Source organism: Paenibacillus sp. FSL R7-0198 (genome assembly GCF_038000415.1).
Taxonomy (GTDB): domain Bacteria; phylum Bacillota; class Bacilli; order Paenibacillales; family Paenibacillaceae; genus Paenibacillus.
In genome coordinates this window covers 6,096,943-6,113,949 of record NZ_JBBOCB010000001.1, presented here as the reverse complement: position 1 = coordinate 6,113,949, position 17,007 = coordinate 6,096,943, and the positions used below count along the sequence as shown (strand labels likewise).

General features: G+C 48.3%; 14 protein-coding genes. 2 read left to right on the top strand and 12 right to left on the bottom strand.

Going from position 1 to position 17,007, the window contains the following annotated elements:
* Positions 1-93 precede the first annotated feature (93 nt).
* The 11 genes from smc to MKY87_RS26755 all read right to left on the bottom strand — a co-directional run bounded on the left by smc (position 94) and on the right by MKY87_RS26755 (position 12,217).
* Entirely contained in the window at positions 94-3,663 is a 3,570-nt protein-coding gene (gene smc / locus MKY87_RS26805; protein WP_340966897.1) for a chromosome segregation protein SMC, read from the bottom strand.
* A gap of 409 nt (positions 3,664-4,072) precedes the next feature.
* Positions 4,073-4,777, bottom strand: a complete 705-nt coding sequence (gene rnc / locus MKY87_RS26800) for a ribonuclease III (protein ID WP_091031948.1) — start codon at positions 4,775-4,777, stop codon at positions 4,073-4,075.
* A 13-nt stretch (positions 4,778-4,790) separates the two neighbouring features.
* Complete coding sequence (gene fabF, locus MKY87_RS26795; protein WP_062833763.1) at positions 4,791-6,029, bottom strand: beta-ketoacyl-ACP synthase II; 1,239 nt, start codon at positions 6,027-6,029, stop codon at positions 4,791-4,793.
* 177 nt (positions 6,030-6,206) lie between these two features.
* The gene (gene acpP / locus MKY87_RS26790; RefSeq protein ID WP_024630176.1) at positions 6,207-6,440 is read right to left on the bottom strand and encodes an acyl carrier protein; all 234 of its coding nucleotides are present in this window, start codon (positions 6,438-6,440) and stop codon (positions 6,207-6,209) included.
* Positions 6,441-6,592: 152 nt separating this feature from the next.
* Positions 6,593-7,342 carry a 3-oxoacyl-[acyl-carrier-protein] reductase gene (fabG, locus tag MKY87_RS26785; protein WP_017689228.1) on the bottom strand — a complete coding sequence of 250 codons (750 nt, stop codon included), beginning with the start codon at positions 7,340-7,342 and terminating at the stop codon, positions 6,593-6,595.
* A gap of 249 nt (positions 7,343-7,591) precedes the next feature.
* Entirely contained in the window at positions 7,592-8,533 is a 942-nt protein-coding gene (fabD, locus tag MKY87_RS26780) for an ACP S-malonyltransferase (RefSeq protein WP_315936350.1), read from the bottom strand.
* A gap of 25 nt (positions 8,534-8,558) precedes the next feature.
* Positions 8,559-9,548 (bottom strand): beta-ketoacyl-ACP synthase III, encoded by a 990-nt coding sequence (locus MKY87_RS26775; RefSeq protein ID WP_091034990.1) that lies wholly within the window; start codon positions 9,546-9,548, stop codon positions 8,559-8,561.
* An 8-nt stretch (positions 9,549-9,556) separates the two neighbouring features.
* Positions 9,557-10,552: a phosphate acyltransferase PlsX gene (gene plsX / locus MKY87_RS26770; protein ID WP_017689231.1), complete on the bottom strand. Its 996-nt coding sequence runs from the start codon at positions 10,550-10,552 to the stop codon at positions 9,557-9,559.
* Positions 10,549-11,097, bottom strand: a complete 549-nt coding sequence (gene fapR / locus MKY87_RS26765; protein ID WP_047842457.1) for a transcription factor FapR — start codon at positions 11,095-11,097, stop codon at positions 10,549-10,551. The genes plsX and fapR overlap by 4 nt, the downstream gene beginning before the upstream one ends.
* Positions 11,098-11,469: 372 nt before the next feature.
* Positions 11,470-11,643 (bottom strand): 50S ribosomal protein L32, encoded by a 174-nt coding sequence (gene rpmF, locus MKY87_RS26760; protein ID WP_017689233.1) that lies wholly within the window; start codon positions 11,641-11,643, stop codon positions 11,470-11,472.
* Positions 11,644-11,710: 67 nt separating this feature from the next.
* Positions 11,711-12,217 carry a YceD family protein gene (locus MKY87_RS26755; RefSeq protein WP_091031953.1) on the bottom strand — a complete coding sequence of 169 codons (507 nt, stop codon included), beginning with the start codon at positions 12,215-12,217 and terminating at the stop codon, positions 11,711-11,713.
* 461 nt (positions 12,218-12,678) lie between these two features.
* Between MKY87_RS26755 and hmpA the strand changes: the two genes are divergently transcribed.
* Positions 12,679-13,914 carry an NO-inducible flavohemoprotein gene (gene hmpA / locus MKY87_RS26750; RefSeq protein ID WP_340966891.1) on the top strand — a complete coding sequence of 412 codons (1,236 nt, stop codon included), beginning with the start codon at positions 12,679-12,681 and terminating at the stop codon, positions 13,912-13,914.
* Between the two features lie 305 nt (positions 13,915-14,219).
* The gene (locus MKY87_RS26745; protein ID WP_340966889.1) at positions 14,220-15,452 is read left to right on the top strand and encodes a nucleotidyltransferase; all 1,233 of its coding nucleotides are present in this window, start codon (positions 14,220-14,222) and stop codon (positions 15,450-15,452) included.
* A gap of 343 nt (positions 15,453-15,795) precedes the next feature.
* Here MKY87_RS26745 and MKY87_RS26740 read toward each other — a convergent pair whose 3' ends face one another.
* Positions 15,796-16,836: a SepM family pheromone-processing serine protease gene (locus MKY87_RS26740; RefSeq protein WP_340966887.1), complete on the bottom strand. Its 1,041-nt coding sequence runs from the start codon at positions 16,834-16,836 to the stop codon at positions 15,796-15,798.
* Positions 16,837-17,007: the final 171 nt, after the last annotated feature.

Sequence of the window (17,007 nt, the reverse complement as noted above, 5' to 3'; positions counted from 1 at the left end):
TGTACATAATCTAAGCGCTTTTGCAAAAATGCTCAATCTGAATGGTTTTCAATAATTACAATGAGTTCATTTATCTCGCAGGTGTGGATCAGATCAGGCAATTACTGCTTCCTCATCTTCCAGTTTAACCGAAACGAGCTTGGATACTCCGCCCTCTTCCATCGTAACACCGTACAGCACATCAGCCTCTTCCATCGTACCTTTACGATGGGTAACAACGATGAACTGTGTCTGTTCGGAGAATTCACGCAAGTACTGGGCAAAACGTACCACGTTAGCTTCGTCCAGCGCTGCCTCAACTTCATCCAGCACGCAGAATGGTACAGGTTTGACATGCAGAATGGCAAATAACAAAGCCATTGCCGTCAAAGCCCGCTCCCCACCAGATAACAGTTGCAGGTTTTGCAGTTTCTTGCCTGGTGGCTGAGCCACAATATCTATTCCCGTTTCTAGTAAACGCTCCGGGTCCATCAGAACAAGATCAGCTCGTCCCCCACCAAACAGCTTGGTAAACACGGTACCGAACTCACGGCGGATGGCATCAAACGTGATCTTGAATCGCTTCGCCATCTCGTCTTCCATTTCCCGAATAACCTGATACAACGTTGTTTTGGCTTCCACCAGGTCATTCTTCTGTTCACTCAGGAACTCGTATCGCTCATTGACCCGCTGGAACTCCTCAATCGCTCCCAGGTTAACATCACCCAGGGCGGATATGCTGCGCTTCAGTTTTTGTACCTCTGCCTGTGTATGCTCTACATCTTCCGGCACAGGATAACGCTCTTTGGCCAGTTCATAGCCCAGTTCGTATTCATCCGTCAGCTTTCGCAGTATATTTTCCAGCTCAACATCCAGCCGGTTCACGGAAATTTCCGTCTGTCGCATTTGCTCTTCCACTGCTTTCAACTGCGTACGCTGTTCCTTCGTTTCGCTCTCGGCAAGCTCAAGCTTTTTCGACAACTCACTTCGGGCAGCACGTTTGAAGTCCAGCTCCTGGGAAGCTTCCGCTTTTTTCAGCTTGTACTGGTTCAGATCTTCAATCTGCTTAACACTCTCGGTTTGTGTTTTCTTGAGATCTGCTTCCATCGAAGCCAGCAACGTGCGATTCTGACGCAGATCTTTGACCAGCGACTCCACTTCACGCTCCAGACGCCGCAATTGTTCTCCATTGGAGAATCGCTCCTGATCAAGCTTGCCTTCGCGCACTTTCAATTCGGTGAGTTGGCTCTGCAATTCTTCCTTCGCGGATTCATTGGCTTTTCGGGCAAACTCAGCTGCATGAATGGCACGATGAGTCGCTTTTTCTTCCTCTTCAAGCTGCTCCAGCTTCTTCACAGCAACGATGCGAGCCGTATCCAGCTCTTTGATCTCTTCGGTAAACCCGCTCTTCTCCTGCCCGGCAACGGCCACCTGTTCAAGCACGTGGCGAAGCTCATGCTCTACCTGCTTCATTTCCATCGAAGCCTGCTGTTCTGCATTTCGGGTATCGTCACCGGACTGACGAAGTTCATCCAGTTTGTCCTGACACTGCTCCAGTTGAACTTTTACATCATCCACACTGCGATGCAGTTTCACGATCTGATTTTCGGTGTCCAAAATATCCTGGTCGAGCTGGTCCAGCTGCCGTTTCCGGCTGAGCAGACTCACATTTTTCTTGTGCTGGCTACCACCCGTCATGGAACCACCCGCATTGACCACGTCACCTTCAAGCGTCACGACCCGGAAACGATACTGGCAGCGAGCCGCAATTTTATTGGCGACCTCCAGCGTTTCAGCAATAATAACATTACCTAACAGACTGCCAATGATCGAAGCATACTTGGATTCGAATTGTACGAGATCAGCACCGATCCCCACAAAACCCTCCATACCTTCGATCATGGAACGTTCAGCCGCTCCAATGGCACGAGGACGAATGACATCCAGAGGCAGGAACGTTGCACGCCCCAACTGGCGTTGCTTCAGGAAAGCGATTGCCTGTCTGGAAACTGATTCATTTTCCATGACCACATGTTGCAAGGATGCTCCCATTGCTGTCTCTACCGCAAGCTCGATCTTTTCGGGAACTTTAACGAGTTCAGCCACAGCTCCATGAACACCGGTAAGCGTGCCTTTACGCGAAGCCTTGAGAACCTCCTTGACACCCAGCATGAATCCGTCAAAATCATCCTGCATCTCTTTCATCGTATCGCGGCGGGAGACCTGAGCTTCACGCTTCTGTTCCCATTTACGAACTGTGCCCCGACTTTCTTCGAGCAGCTTCTGCAGCGACTGGAGTCGTTCACTTTCCGTAATGTAACCACCACGTAGATCACTGATTTCTTTGCCCAAGCGAACAACTTTTTTCTCAATGTCCGCTTTGCGACTTTCCAGTGTCTCTTTCTGCTCTTCCCATTTGCCTGATTCTTCAGCCGCGCGATTCATTCTGCGCTCCAGCGTTTCTTTCTGCTGATCCACATAACGAATTTCATTGCGTGTCTGAGCCATCTGATTCATCAGTTCCAGCAAGTTGCCTTTGAGGCTTTCCTCTTGCTGTTGACTAATGCCACCTGTAACACCGATGAGTTTGGCTTCTTCCTGGGACAACTGATTTCTCACATCATTCAGTTCATGCTCAAGTTTGCCAAACTTCTCACGTAGTGCAAGCAGCTCGGTTTCCCGTTCGCGATGTCTCTCTTCACTCGCAGCAAGTGTTACTTTGAGCTGCTCCTGATTTGTTTGCAGATGGTGGGAACGCTCCTTGAGCAATTCTCCAAGCCCTTCACTTTTCTCTGTCGCTTCACTGAATTGCAATAAAGCGGCTTGCAGTTGCTCTGTCTCTGTTTCCAGGATACGCAGCGCATTCCGATCATTTTCAAGCTTGGCATCATGGGTAGAGACAATCGCTGCGAGTCCAACCTCTTCCTGCTTCAGGGATTGTAGTCGCTCATTGGCCTTACTCCAGGATGCATGAATCTGTTCAATCTGGTACACATACATGGAAATTTCTTGCGATTTGAGCTGTGAACGAAGTTCCTTATAGTGGATCGCTTTCTCTGATTGTTCCTTTAGCGGTCCAATCTGATCTTCCAGTTCAGTCACCAGATCATGAATACGCAGCAAATTCTGCTCTGTCTCATCCAGTTTTCGCGTCGCATCCCGCTTGCGGGATTTATATTTAACGATACCTGAAGCTTCTTCAAAGATGCCTCTGCGATCCTCTGAACGGGTACTCAGAATCTCTTCGATTCGCCCCTGTCCAATAATCGAGTAGGCTTCCTTACCAATGCCGGTATCCATAAACAACTCCGTGATATCCTTCAAACGACAAGATTGCTTGTTAATAAAATATTCACTATCTCCGCTGCGATGTACACGACGAGTCACCGTCACCTCACCGAAATCCAATGCAAGTGCATGATCCTCGTTATCAAGTGTTAGCGACACCTCACCGAAATTAACGGCTTTCCGTGCGTCACTGCCTGCAAAGATGATATCTTCCATCTTGCCACCACGCAGCGACTTGGCACTTTGTTCCCCCAGAACCCAGCGAATTCCGTCCGATATATTACTCTTGCCACTTCCGTTCGGACCTACAACAGCCGTAATGCCACGAACGAACTCCATCTCCGTTTTGTCGGCGAATGACTTGAATCCACCCAATTCGATCCGTTTTAAAAACATAGGGTTTCTCGTCACCTCCTCTTGCAAATTTCAAGTATTGCATTCAAGCGCCTAAATAATTTGAACCATTGCATTACACATGATCACTCCAATTGCAGTACCATCCTCCGATCGCTCTTATCCCCAGATTTTCTTGATTCCCTTATCCAAGGGAAAAATCCGTTGATAAATGCGGAGCATATGCTTCCGATGTAGCTTTCTTTCAGAAAGCTTTTAGCTTCGCTTCTTCAGATTGGTTCTGCACTCTTCGTTTTGTGTAAAATAAGGTTCACTTATTTAGTTAACGATCAGGTAACCTTCTCCTGAACCTCTTTACAAAAAAAAGAGCAAAAAGCAGTCCGGCCGATTACTTCCGCCGGGGCGGACCCGCGGGCTGCTCTTTGCTCTTCGTTTGTCTATGCGCTATCGGTTAAGCTCCGGCTTCCGGAAGCTTCAGTCGATCAAGTGCTGCAGATGCAGCCTGTTGTTCCGCTTCCTTTTTGGAACGTCCTGTACCTCTGCCGAGCCTTTCTTGACCCATATGGACCTCCGAGACAAACTCACGTTCATGGGCAGGTCCCCGTTCCTCAACGATACGGTATTCCAAAGCTCCCATATTGTGATGCTGAGTAAGTTCCTGCAGTTCCGTTTTGTAATCACTCATTTGCAGCTTGCTACCCAATACAATTAATGGGAAGACATGCTGATCGAGAAATGCCCGGACAGGCGCAAGCCCCTGATCCAGATACAATGCACCAATGAAAGATTCAAACACATCTGCCAGCAGAGCCGGCCGTGTCCGTCCTCCAGTTAGTTCCTCACCTTTACCAAGAAGTACATACTGCCCAAAACCCAACGCTTCAGCAAATTTGACGAGGGAAGGCTCACAGACAATGGATGCCCGCAGCTTAGTTAATTCGCCTTCCGGACGGTTAGGATACAAATGATACAAGTACTCCGATACAGTCAGTTCCAGCACGGCATCGCCCAGAAACTCCAGGCGCTCGTTGTCCTGATGCTGACTGAACCGGTGTTCGTTTACATAGGAAGCATGGGTAAACGCTTGTTTTAAAAGCTGCCTGTTGTCAAATTTGATTTGAAGTTTATGTTGTAACTGCTTCAGATCTTCACTCAAACGAACTAGCCCCTTATGCTTCAAATTTTTTGAGAATAATGGTGGCATTGTGACCGCCGAATCCAAATGAATTGGACATGGCAATATTAACTTTGGTTTGACGTGGAACATTTGGTACATAATCCAGATCACATTCCGGGTCCTGATTTTCCAGGTTAATCGTTGGAGCCAGTGTCTGATGTGTCAGGGACAATCCGCAGATGACCGCTTCTACACCACCAGCAGCGCCAAGCATGTGACCCGTCATGGATTTAGTGGAACTCACGGCGAGCTTGTACGCATGATCACCAAACGCCTTTTTGATCGCAAGCGTTTCGGATCTGTCGCCTACAGGCGTCGAAGTTCCGTGTGCATTAATGTAGTCCACTTCTTCAGGCTCAATACCCGCATTACGAAGTGCCATCTTCATGCAACGTGCTGCTCCATCCGGATCTGGTTCTGTCATGTGATGTGCATCACCTGTCAGACCGTAACCAATCACTTCACCATAAATGCGTGCACCACGTTTTTGAGCATGCTCCAGGGATTCCAGAATCAGAACACCAGCGCCTTCGCCCATAACAAAACCATCACGTTCTGTATCAAAAGGACGGCTTGACTTCGCAGGATCATCATTACGTGTAGACATTGCGCGCATCGCACAGAACCCTGCAAGACCCGTTGGTCTGATTGTTGCTTCCGCACCACCACAGATCATGGCATCTGCATCACCATTGGCAATCAGCTTAAAGGAATCTCCGATGGAGTGTGTACCTGTTGCACAAGCGGTAACAACGTTAATGTTAGGACCTTTGGCGCCAAGGGAAATAGACATTTGGCCTGAAGCCATGTTGGAGATCATCATGGGAATAAAGAATGGGCTTACCCGTTTTGGACCTTTTTGCAACAATGCATTATGTTGGTCCTCCCACGTACCCAATCCACCAATGCCTGATCCAATGGATACACCGAAACGCTCTGCATCAATATTCTCGTTAATTTTCAGACCACTGTCTTCAACGGCTTTGAAACCTGCTGCCACAGCGAACTGTACAAAACGGTCCATTTTGCGAGCATCCTTGCGATCCATATATTCTTCCGGGTTGAAATCCTTGATCTCGGCTGCAATCTGTGTCGTGTATTCACTAACATCAAACGCCTCAATCTGAGAAATTCCGGACTTTCCTGCCATTAAACTGCCCCAGAACGTTTCCAAATCTTTTCCGAGCGATGTCATTACGCCCATTCCGGTAATTACTACTCTTTGTTTCAAACCGAGTCACCTCTATATCGACTGCATTACGCAAGTATTTTGTGGGAATATCCGCAAACAGACATCTATTCAACCAAGATAGGCCTGTTTGAGTAGAGCTGCTTGCGGAATGAGAAAAACCAATGAATGATGAGAAGTCCCGCCTGTTCGAAAACATGTGCGGGACTAAAAATGACTTTAGGTATGAGATTGTATGTAGTTTACAACTTCACCTACGGTCGTGATTTTTTCTGCATCTTCATCAGAGATTTCCAAATCAAATTCATCTTCCAATTCCATGACCAATTCCACTACATCCAAAGAATCAGCACCCAAATCTTCTTTGAAAGATGCTTCAAGTGTAACTTCAGCTTCGTCTGCGCCCAAGCGGTCGACGACGATGCGTTTTACACGCTCCAATACATCGGACATCCGGTTCACCTCCTTCTTTGGTATTATACGAGAATCGCAGGCAAAATGCCATAGAAGACATATGCGGCTCCCGGCCGGGGAACCCGGCCTTTTTCCGGCATTTCGGATCGTCCAGCGCCTGTTCCCCGACTATTGTTCAAGTCTGGGAAGAATTACATGTACATGCCACCATCAACATGCAGCGTCTGCCCTGTCATATAAGATGAAGCCTGTGAAGCCAGGAACGTGACTACACCGGCGATTTCATCCGGCTGACCCAAACGGGACAACGGAATACCACTTAGCATACCGTCCACCAGCTCCTGGGACAACTCTTTTGTCATATCTGTCTCAATGAAACCTGGTGCAACACAGTTAACTGTGATTCCACGAGAAGCCAGTTCACGAGCAGATGCCTTTGTCAGGCCAATGACTCCTGCTTTGGCAGCAACATAGTTCGCTTGTCCAGCATTACCAAGCACACCTACAACCGAGGAGATATTGATAATTCTTCCCGACCGTTGTTTCATCATTGGACGTGTAACCGCCTTAAGGCAGTTAAACACACCTTTGAGATTGGTTTCAATAACCTGATCGAATTCTTCCTCTTTCATACGCATGATCAGATTATCACGGGTAATGCCAGCATTGTTCACCAGAATATCAACGTTTCCCCATGCTTCGAGTGTAGCTTTGACCATTTGTTCAGCTTCATCCATCAGGCCAACATTGGCTTGAAGTGTAATCGCCTTGACTCCTTTGGCACGAATCGCTTCCGCCACTTCCTCAGCTGCCGCTTGGCTACCCGCATAATTCACGGCTACGTTCGCTCCAGCTTCTGCAAGTGCCAGTGCAATACTGCGCCCAATGCCCCGGGATGCTCCGGTAACGAGTGCATTTTTACCTTCTAATGGTTTAGACATAATCATTCCTCCTTTCCCCAAATCTATATCAGTTCAACCAAAGAATGTTTACACTTGCCACTCCGATGACAGAATAACCTTCCGATCGCTGTTATCCCCAGATTTTTTTGATTCCCTTTTCTAAAGGGAAAATCCGGTGATAGCGTATGCTTCCGATGTAGCTTTCTTTCAGAAAGCTTTTAGGCGAACACTCCGCTTCTTCAGGTTTTTTCTGTCCTCTCCGTTCTCGTGTAAAAAGTTTAGTTTAACTCATATAATTCCTTCTAATTCACTCGCCGTTGCTTCGAGCGTTTCAAGACTGTTCACATTGTACAGTTTTACGGTTTTATCTGTTTTTTTAATCAAACCGGTCAATACACTGCCAGATCCAATCTCGATGAACGTATCCACGCCTTGCTCAATAAGCCATGTCACACTGTCTTCCCATAATACAGGAGAATAGACCTGAGCTGTCAACAAATCCTGAACCTGTCCATCCTCTGCAGGTCTTGCAGTCACATTAGCGACTACAGGAACCGCTGCCGGTGAGAACGTAACGGTTTTCAGTTTCTCTGCCAGCTTCTCAGCTGCACCCTTCATCAACGAAGAGTGGAACGGACCGCTTACTTCAAGTGTAATAGCGCGTTTACCGCCTGCTTCTTTCACTCGTTCGGCGACAGCAGCTACGCCTTCCTTCACACCAGAAATGACGATTTGTCCCGGACAATTCATGTTGGCAAGTTCAACCGCATGACCACTTTCAGATACGTCACGGCAAAGCACCCCCAGCGCTTCCCGATCCGCACCCAACACAGCAGCCATCGCTCCTTGTCCACCCGGTACTGCCTGCTCCATATACTGACCACGTGCCCGTACAGTGCTCACTGCGTCAGCAAACGAAAGAACGCCCGCTGCCACCAGTGCACTGTATTCTCCCAGACTGTGTCCAGCCGTATAGTCAGGCTGAATTCCTTTTTCTTTGAAAGCTTCAAGCAAGGCAATACTTGCTGTCAACAGAGCCGGTTGTGTATTTGATGTCTGTTTCAACTCGGTCTCCGGTCCTTCAAATACAAGGTTGCTCAGCGAGAAACCCAATGTTTCATCTGCTGTGCGAAAAATCTCGGTTGCCGCAGGCACGGACTCATACGCGTCCTTGGCCATGCCTACAGCCTGTGATCCCTGTCCGGGAAATACAAATGCTATTTTACCCATCTCATTCATCTCCCAGATGTCTATTTTACCAAACGAGTACGGATGCTCCCCATGTCAAACCGCCACCGAATCCAACCATCAGAACGGTATCTCCGGCTTTCATGCGACCTTCCTCCGCAGCTTCTACCAGAGCAAGCGGGATGGAAGCAGCCGATGTGTTTGCATATTTATCCACGTTGACTACAACCTTTTCCTCAGGAAGCTCAAGTCGTTGCATCGCAGATTGGATAATCCGAATATTCGCTTGGTGAGGAACAAACAGATCCACATCCGTACGCTCCATACCAGCCTTGCGTAATACCTCAATGGTAGCCGTCCCCATGACACGTACCGCAAACTTAAACACTTCACGACCGTTCATGTAGATGTAATGTTTTTTATTTTCAACGGTCTCTGCGGAAGCAGGCAGACGGGAACCGCCGCCTTCCATCTGAAGAAGACTACCGCCAGCACCTTCGGCACCGAGATCGAATGCTTTGAAGCCGCGACCTTCGGGAACTTCACCAACAACTACCGCGCCTGCTCCATCACCAAAGAGGACACATGTGTTACGGTCTGTATAATCCGTAATGCGAGACAAACAGTCCGCACCAATAACAAGTGCATTGTTGTACATACCGCTTTGGATGAAGCTCGTAGCACTAGCCAAACCGTATACAAATCCGGAACAAGCAGCCGACAGATCAAATGCCGCGGCACCTTTTGCACCCAATTTGTCCTGCAAGATGCAGGCTGTCGATGGGAACGAAGAATCCGGAGTAATGGTTGCAACAATAATCAGATCAAGATCACTGCCTGTCATGCCTGCAGATTCAAGGGCTTTAATAGCCGCTTCATATGCCAGATCAGAAGTTGCCTGATCGGGTGCAGCGATGTGACGCTCTTTAATTCCAGTACGACTGACGATCCACTCGTCATTGGTATCGACCATTTTCTCCAAATCGCTATTTGTCAAAATTTTCTCAGGCACATATTTCCCTGTACCAATAACCCCTACTGGGCGCAAATTATTCATATCGTCACTCACTTCCCGCTAATTTCCTTAGATATACTCTCTACCAGCTGATTCTGCACTGCAATCCGAGCTTGGCGCACAGCATTTTTGATGGCATTGCCATCAGCAGATCCATGACTTTTCACAACCAGTCTGCTCAAACCAAGGAGCGGCGCTCCGCCATGCTCCGTATAATCCAGCTTTCGTTTCAACCCACGCAGCTCAGGCATTAGTACAGCTGCAGCCAGTTTACTTTTGAGAGAAGATGAAAATTGTTCCTTAAGCAAGGCGAAAATGGCACCTGCTGTGCCTTCCAGCGACTTCAGCAGTATATTCCCTGCAAAACCGTCACATACAAGCACATCACAAGCACCAGTCAGCACATCACGTGCCTCAACATTACCGACAAACCGAATTGGGAGTTGTTCCAGTAAAGGATATGCATGTTTGGTTAACTCATTTCCCTTGCCTGGCTCTGTTCCTACATTGAGCAAGCCCACTCGTGGGGACTCAATGCCCTGTACTTTTTGCCGATACAAACTGCCCATCAGGCCATATTGTGCAAGGTGCTCCGGTTTGGCATCCATATTCGCTCCCAGATCCAGCGCAAGCACACCTACATCATCAATCGTTGGAATCATAGGCGCAAGCGCCGGACGTTCAATGCCTTCCATGCGACCTACAACAAGCAAACCCGCTGTCATCAGCGCTCCGGTATTGCCCGCCGAGATCATCGCGTCCGCTTCGCCCTCTTTCAGCATGCGGCCTGCGACCACCATGGAGGCATCCTTCTTGCGACGCACTGCTTTGACAGGTTCATCATCCGAACCAATAACTTCGGAAGCATGCCGGACCGTAAGATTGGCAGGTCTCACACCTGACTGACTCAAAAGAGGCTCCAGCTTGGCTTCATCGCCGATCAGGACGATCTGTGTATCCGCCCATTCCGTGGCTGCGGCAATTGCACCTTCTACCGTTGATGCAGGTGCATTGTCGCCTCCCATGGCATCAATGACGATTTTCATTCCAAATGACCTCCTTCTCCGCTGTCTTCTCCACCTGAATGGTAGATTACAAAGTTGCCTTGAAACACCATTTCTTCACCTACATAAGTGAATACTTCCACTTTGGCTTTGCCCTTTTGACCCGGAATCGATCTCACATAAGCCTTTGCAATACATTTCTCTCCCAAATGAACCGAACGGACAAAGCGAATGTCTGCTGATGCAGTCAACGCGATCTCGTCATTAATAATCGCTACAGCCAAGGAGTTAGCCTGTGCAAAGACATAGTGTCCACGTGCAATGCCTGTTCTGGAAAACACGTGTTCTTCCTTAATCTCAAACAGGGAAATCCCGCTTTTGTCCAGTTGTAGATCCACAATATCACCGATAATCTCATGCAAGGGCAACGAGCGTACCTGATCATACGAGAGCTCTGCCATCAGTTTCATCCGCTCCCGAAGTTCGGGTATTCCAAGTTCCAGCCTGTCAAGACGAATCGTCTGAATACTTACCTTCAATTGGCGTGTAAGTTCCTGATCCGTCACAAACGGGTTCTCTTCTATCATTTTGGTTAACTGCTGTTGCCTCTGTCTCTTCGGTACACGTTCGATGCCTGACACCCCCCGCTGTATCGTTTACGGAACCGTCCCGTCCGGCCAGTTCAACCATTCTTTCGTGTTGCTTCTATAGTTGCATCCCTGGTCACCAGGGTCGTTCTCAAACGGATTATGGTTCATCTATATGTAACGTCAAATCTTAGAACCTGGTACTAAACTATAGTATATCTCATCCCGTGTCAAAAAGAAAGACTGGCCCAACAAAAACAATTCACCCTTGTGGAGCAAGGATTTCATGCTAGTTAGCTCACTCTACCTACACTCTCTAATCCAAAAAAAGTAGCACCTCATCGAAATGAAGTGCTACTTAATGTCCAACTATTATTGAGAGATGATCTCTCTTGCTTTGTACGTTCCGCACACTTTGCACACGTGGTGACTAAGTTTAAGTTCGCCACATTGTTCACATTTCACCATGCCCGGTACAGCCAATTTAAAGTGAGTGCGACGTTTGTCGCGACGCGTCTTGGACGTTCTCCGTTGAGGTACTGCCATTATTCCCACCTCCTTATCAAAATCAACCTTTGCAGGTAGTCTTAAAATGTTCGATTTTCAATCATGCTCATTTAAAAAAATCCTTGAGCCCTGCAAGCCGCGGATCGATAACCTGGTTATCACAACCGCAGTCACCTTCGTTCAGCTCATGGCCACACTTGGGGCATAACCCTTTGCATGTATCGCTACATAGCGGTATAAACGGAAGATCCAGCAGAAAAGCTTCCTCGGCATAACCCTTCAGATCAACGCTATCTCCATCCACATAGAGCGTATCATCGTCTTCGTGTAATTCCTCTGGCTGTTTTCCCTGCTTGAATTGCTCATGAAAATCAATATGAAAATGTTCATTGATCGGCTTAAGACAACGGGAGCACAACATGTCCACTCCTATGGTCAGCTTGCCATGAACATCCACAACGTCACCTTCTCTGAATTCTGCAGATAAGTCCGCAGTCAGCGGGGTAACGGCTGTGATATCTTGTCGGTTAGAAACCAGTTCCTTGATATCCCACTGTTCGTTAAACTTCAGGGGGCCATCACTGGTAGCCACTTTGCGAAATGGCATTAACATTTCCATCACTCCAAACGAAACCAATTTCATAATTCATGTCAAACGTATCACGACAGTTATACAGGTCAAGCCTGCTTTTGTAAAGCAATATATCCTGACTGTATGTATTCTGACGATTCATCGTTAAAAGTATTATGAAATTGACTTAACAAACAAAAATCATTATACCGATTTTTCAAGACGTTTGTCAACACTTTTAACTTTACACCCTTTTTAAAACCAATGGCTCAGAACCGTTTACTCCATCTGGTCTATTATAGACTCACTTCAAGATAAATCACAAGTCGTCATTTTAGTTGTAGTTCCTTGCAAACAGCGGTCACATTTCGTTAACGTTTAGTGTGATCTATATCACACAGACCCTCTTGCCCCCTACCTATACTTGCTATAAACCAAAGCACGATCAGCTCCATAACCGTTTATTATCCAACGATCTCATATCATATCGGGAGGGAAAATGTATGTTAAGCGAGCACACCATTAGAGTCATTAAATCTACAGTCCCCGTACTTGAAGTTCACGGTGAAGCGATCACACGCCATTTCTATGAAACGATGTTTACAGCTCATCCGGAACTGCTAAATATTTTTAATCACGCAAATCAGAAACAGGGACGGCAGCAAGCGGCCCTCGCCAATATGGTATACACCGCTGCCCTGCATATCGATAATCTGTCCTCCATCCTGCCTGCCGTCCGGCAAGTTGCACATAAACATCGCAGCCTGGGTATCGTTCCCGAGCAATATGCGATTGTCGGCACCTATCTGCTTCGAGCCATTAAAGATGTACTCGGAGACGCGGCAACGGATGAGATTATCACCGCGTGGGGCGAAGCCTATAATGTCATTGCAAACGCCTTTATCGGGATCGAGCAGGACATGTACACGGAAGCGGTAAACCAGACGGGTGGCTGGGAAGGATTTCGTACCTTCAAGGTTGCCAAGAAAGTGCAGGAAAGTGAAATCATCACGTCCTTTTACCTCGTTCCAGACGATGGTCAGCCTATCGCTACCTATGAACCGGGACAATACATCAGTATCAAAATCCAGCCAGAGGCACAGTCATTTACCCAGATTCGTCAGTATAGCCTTTCAGATACCCCTGGTAAACCTTACTATCGCATTTCCGTTAAGCGTGAGCGAGGTGTATTAGAGCGCCCTTACGGAGTTATATCCACGTATCTCCACGATCACATTGAAGAAGGCAGTCTGGTGGAGCTATCCGCTCCTGCTGGCGACTTCACGCTGAATGCAGACGATAAACGACCTGTTGTTCTCCTGAGTGGCGGTGTCGGTCTGACGCCCATGATCAGCATGTTAAATACGCTGGTTAACTTGAATGAGAATCGTACCATTACATTTTTGCATGCAAGTCCCAATGGTCAATCGCACGCGTTCCGTGATCATGTGAACAGTCTGGCCAAACGTAATCAGGGCGTTAAAGCTTATTATTGTTATACTCAACCTGAGGATTCTGATCATGAAAATGAGTATTTTCATAAGGAAGGTTATATGGATGTGGTCTGGCTTCGCCAAGTGATTGATGAACTGGATGCCACCTATTATCTGTGCGGACCCGTTTCGTTCATACGGGCAGTGTATACGGAACTTCAGGCGCTTGGTGTTGCAGCGGACAATATTCATTATGAATTTTTCGGGCCTAAAGCAAGTCTTTCTCCCGTGCCGGAGAGTGTCTAAACGTTCTGAGATTGTGAGATGTGATTAGCCTAACTTCTTCCTAATGTATATAAGTGTATGGGTAAGTGTCCTATTATGATGATTTATTAAGATGACTTATTAAGATGAAGAGGTCGTTCTCCATATATCGAAAAAGTGTAATATACAATAGATTTACAGGCACATTCTGACATCCGTTGATGTTGGATTTGTGCCTTTTTCTTGTCTGAATTGGTGCATGATTTGATCTAATACATGACATCCCCTATGATGGAATGGATGTTATACATACTCGGTTATCCAATCGAAAGGAGTACCTCTTAATCATGAAAGCCGTAGGCGTCATTGTTGAATATAACCCCTTGCACAATGGGCATGTCTATCATTTGCAAGAAGCTCGGCGGCTAAGCGGCGCAGACGCCGTTGTTGCAGTCATGAGCGGCCCTTTTCTCCAGCGTGGCGAACCCGCCATCGTGGGTAAAAGGGCGCGCACCGAGATGGCGCTGCACGCAGGCGCGGATCTCGTGCTTGAACTGCCGGTTGCGTACGCGGTCCAACCGGCCGAGTGGTTCGCCTTCGGTGCGGTATCGCTGCTGCACCGCACCGGCGTTGTGGACTCGCTGTGCTTTGGCAGCGAGTCCGGCGACCTGGACAGCCTGCAGCGCATTGCGCGCGTGCTGGCTGTGGAGCCCGCAGGGATGCGCGAGGACATCGCGCGCCGCCTGCGGGAAGGCGCCAGCTACCCCGCCGCGTACGCAGGCGCGGCAGCAGCGCTGGCGCCCGGCGGCGTCGATGCTCACGACGCCGCTGCACTGCTGGAGCAGCCCAACAATTCGCTTGGGCTGCACTACCTGATCGCGCTGCAACGACTTGGCAGCGCGGTCCAGCCCTTTACGGCGGCGCGTACCGGTGCCGCGTATCATGAGGCGACGCCCGGGCCGGGGGCGATCGCCAGTGCCACAGCCGTCCGCCGCCTGCTGATGGCGGACGGGCCCAACGCCGCCGCGCCATACGTGCCGGCGGCAACCCTTGCCATTCTGCATCGCGAATGGCAGGAAGGGCGCGCTCCCATACACTGGGAGCGCTTTGCACAGCCGCTGTTGCACCTTGCGGCCACCCGCCGTGCCTCCGAGCTGGAACGCATCGCCGAAGTCACGGAAGGCCTGGAACACCGGCTGAGCCGTGCACTCGCTCAGCTCCCGGAGCCTTCAGTCGAAGCACTCCTGAATGCATTGAAGACCAAACGCTACACACGCACCAAACTCCAGCGTATGCTCGCCCACCTGCTCCTGAATCACACCAAAGCGGAGTGTTCACCAGAGCAATTGGCTGCCGGACCGGGATATCTCCGAGTCCTCGGATTTAATGCTCAAGGGCAGAGCCTGCTTAAACAAATGAAGAAGACTGCATCGCTTCCAGTTGTGCTGAAACCGTCGACGTTCACACACAACCAGCTGGAATTGGATATACAAGCTCAGGTTGCGTATGGGCTCGCTTGTGAGCATAGGGACACACGCAAGATGTTCAGTGATTATTATGAGTCTCCGGTGAGACTGTAATCCGCTTTTGACCATAAGGCTTCATCTCTATGGAGCTTTTTATTCCATCATCAAACAGATCATTGATGTCCACTATTCGTTACTCAACTATACAATTAAAAAATCCCCTTGCTGCGCGCCGCTCAGGCACCTCGCAACAAGGGGATCTCCTTATTAACTTCTCTTGCTCTCTTAATTCTTTTAGTTATTTTAATCCCTTTGAGTCTTGTGGGTCTAGTGAATCTGTTGATCTTCTCAAATCTCTTGATCACACTTCATTCCACTGTAATCAATTATTCCGATATCATCCGTACTTATCCATCCGTTTCAACTCGAATCAATCTCTTCCCGCCCAATCATAATCCTATGATTTCACGGACAAAGTTTTCAAATAAGCCAGCGCATCATCCACCGTGCTCACAGGCACAAGTTTCATTTTGGTGCCGATCTGTTCAGCCTTGGCTGCTGCTTCCTTATAGTTATCCTTCGGCACAAAGAAGATCTCCGCTTCTTTCCGGTCAGCAGCTACAATCTTGTGCACTACACCACCAATGGCACCCACCACACCGTCCTTGGTAATGGTACCTGTACCCGCAATTCGATGACCTTTGGTCAGATCTCCAGGTGTTAACTGGTTATAGATCTCCAACGTAAACATCAATCCGGCAGACGGACCACCAACCTGGGTATCGGTAAAGGAGATCTGTTTGTCCGGATCTTCGGCTTTCACCTTCTGAACTGCACCAATCATTACGCCCAATCCCGGGCGGGTTTCACCCGTTTTACTGTCTTTTACCTGAATCAGCTTCACGTCCCGGCTAATGGTCTCTCCACCACGCTCCAGTTGCATTTCGACTGTATCTCCGACCTTTTTATCTTTTAACTGGGCAGAAAGCACCGTGTTATCCGGCGTAGCTGTTCCGTCCACTCCCAGAATGATATCTCCCGGAGCAATATCTCCTTCCGGTTTTGGATCTTCGGACAGTCCAAATACAAAGATATGTTCAGGTACAATAGAGTAAGCCACACCAGCCTGTTCATATGCAGCCTCCATTGCGGAGGATTGTGAGTCACTCATGAACCACACCTGTTCGGCAGAGTATTCCGCTTCGCTTTTGCCGCGCAATCGGTCTTCCTTTTTATCCACTTGAGCATTTTTATTGAACAGAGAGGTTCCTAGCAAAAACACATTGGCATATGTTGCCGACACGGTTGTCATCATGAACACACCGCGTTCTTCCTGGTCTCCGCCCTTAACGGTCACCATTGGTTTTACTTCATCTGCACTGCCAGGCATATATATGATATACGGCGTTGGCATGTACACGGCAACATAGACGACCAGAGCCACCACGATCACAAAGATCGAAGCTCTGAATCCGCCAGATTTCCGAATCCGATTCATCGCATGAGCCTCCGTTCTTTGTATCTCTATATAAGTTGAACTCTACACTAAACAGGGATCGTAATTCCACCTTGTGAATACTTCCATTCGTCGGTTAGATTCACACTCTTTGTTATGCAGATACTCAGCTCATCTTGTTTAATCATTTTTTTAAGTCTAACACTCTGGTCC